Genomic DNA, 2,596 nt, shown 5'->3' on the forward strand with positions numbered 1-2,596 from the left:
CTACAAACATGCTATGCTCGGGTGCACAATAGATGTTTTTTCAAGTATTTATATGTTCTTTTTTGTGCACTTCAAGGTTGAAAGGGCCTATGCTTAAGATACAGCAGATAGCGCATAATAGAGAAGATTTAAATACTTGTCTTAGCGCTATAGAAAGCGCTGAAATACTCTACATGCATAGAAAAATGTTCTTATCAAAATTAAAAACACTTTACAGAACAGCTCTACAGGCTTCACAAACTGCTAAAAACGCCTTTCAAATTCAACAGCCAGCTACAAGTCAACAAACCGTAACTACCCAAATCGATCTACAAGAAGCTATAAATAACCAACTAACAAATGTACAAATATTTTACCAAGATCTACTATCAAGATATAAAGAAACCCTCCAAGGAAGATGTAGCAACCTCGAAATATTGAATTTGTTAGATCAAGAAATCCATGAACAATTGCAAACTATAAGAAGCAAGCTAAGAGAATGCGAAGCGATTATAGAGGGAAGGGATATTACGCATTTCGATACAATTCCCTTTCTCTTACACGGGGAAGCCGTTTTTCAAAAAAGAATGTGCAGAATCTCTGGTAAACCTATTCGTAAAGTGGTAGTTGTACGAGCATCAGATAACAACAAACCCATCTATTACGAATGGAGAAATTTACAACAAGCTTTAGAAAATGATTTATGCCCCCCTAGATGGCCTGTATCTCTTGCCTTCGGCCCTGAATCCACCATAATTGATATAGAAGAGACAAGAGAAGTGATAAATGAGCTTAAAAAAGCCTCATCAAATCCTCAATTCAAGAAGGATGCTCAAGAAAAATATCTCGATTATAAAATGCAAAAAAAAGCACTAGAAGAAGCACTTAAACTTCTTAAAGTTGATTTAGCACAAGCTAAGGTCTAATACGAATATGAAAATATTTATAAAAAAATAAAAGATAGAAAAAAATATGGCGCAAATCATTCTTACATCAGCTGCTTGGTATGCTCTTCCTAAAGGAATAGACTACTTAACATCTAGACCCTCTAGTCTTGAATCAAGGATTGACCGTGTTCGAGCAAGGCTTTTTGCTTATAAAGCTACTTTAAGTAGACTTGCTAATACAAATCCCCTCATTGAGAATCTTAAAAGTATGGCATCGATGTATTATTCCAATATGTGGCTTGCTATATTAATCGCGCCGGGTTTTCAAAAAATCATGCCTTTTAAAGGTTTTGACTCTATATTTTGGAGGATATTTACTTGTCATATATTATTCATTTGCAAGCTCAGCAAACCTGATTGCATAAAATTCATGAAGAGTGATGCTGCATTAGAATATATGACAAGTTCATGGGGATTAAGGTGTATAAATATCTTTTCCTCTTTCTCTTTTACTAAGACCCACATATTACGCTTCATAAAAAGCCATTTACCAGACTGTTTAGCAAGCGATCAGCTTATTTCCATCTTAGATAAGAAACTACGACCTTCAGACGCTTACGATTTGCTAAATGCAAGCTATTCACCTGAATATTCCAGGACATTGTTTGAAGAGGGGGGTATTATTGTCAGGTTCTTTGACTCCTCTTTAGCCCCTTTAGATAGAGTAAGAGGTTATAACCCATCTGCAAGAGATGAATTGTTTAATACCATATTTAGCAATGCAATAAGGGCAGAAAATGTAACAAGAGAATATGAAATTAGAGGTTCTTTTAGGGAAGATCACTTAGACGGTGACTTAATTGAAACTGGAGCAAGCATCATAAGGCGTATAAAGTCATGTAGAAGCTATATCGCAAATATGCAATCATCCCTTCAGGAATTGCCCCTTTACGCTGAGGATATACATGACACTGATCCAATTCTCAATCAAATCCAATGCCCTATTTCATTGAGAGCTATTCGAAGAACAATTACAGATCCGACCAATGAAAAAACGGTTTATGATTATGAAAGCTTTAAAATTTGGCTTGAACACAGCAGAACCTCTCCTGTTACAAGAAAAAAAATTCCTGAAAGCTTTGATGTAAGATATGAAGGAGGGAGTCGATATGATTCCATATTGAGGTATCGAAAAACTCTTTTACAATCAGGAGAATTACAAAACCCAGAAGAATTTATTGCTAATCTTAAAGATATATTCGAAGAAATTGGCACCCTAAATGATGCAAATGACATAAAAGACGCCTCAGAAAAGGTTCGTACCTTTTTCCAAAAAGGCATTTTAAATGCTTATGACAGTTCCTATCTTCATGCTTTAGATTCTTGCAAAGCCTGTAAGAGAAGACATAATCAAGATCTAAATGATAGAAAAGAGGAAACTTTCCAAAACATCTCTCTTCAAGAAGTCGAGCAATCTCGTTTTATAAAAAGCGAGCTTAATCTAGAAATAGAAAAAATTAAAACAAAAAAAGAAGATTTGATTGAAGACTTTTGCAAACCCAACTCTTAAATCAAAATAAATTAACTATGAACCCATCTTGAATTGAATATAAATTTTCGCTATGATACCTGATCTTTTTATTTTTTAACTAAAGACAGATGACATGAGCAAGCAAGGATTAAATGAAGAACAGTTTAAAATACTCGAACCTCAAATGGAAAAATGGGTA

The 2,596-nt window shown here is 34.5% G+C and carries 2 protein-coding genes; both read left to right on the plus strand.

The genetic code is table 11. The features are described 5' to 3' along the window. Nucleotides 1-89: 89 nt before the first annotated feature. Nucleotides 90-905, plus strand: coding sequence for a hypothetical protein (locus tag RHOW815_RS07790; RefSeq protein ID WP_215217738.1), 816 nt, complete (start codon nucleotides 90-92; stop codon nucleotides 903-905). A 46-nt stretch (nucleotides 906-951) separates the two neighbouring features. Beyond that, on the plus strand, nucleotides 952-2,436 hold the full coding sequence (locus RHOW815_RS07795; RefSeq protein ID WP_215217739.1) for an RING finger protein: 1,485 nt from the start codon (nucleotides 952-954) through the stop codon (nucleotides 2,434-2,436). The last annotated feature ends 160 nt before the right edge of the window (nucleotides 2,437-2,596 follow it).

The sequence above is a fragment of the Candidatus Rhabdochlamydia sp. W815 genome (assembly GCF_018642185.1).
Lineage (GTDB): Bacteria > Chlamydiota > Chlamydiia > Chlamydiales > Rhabdochlamydiaceae > Rhabdochlamydia > Rhabdochlamydia oedothoracis.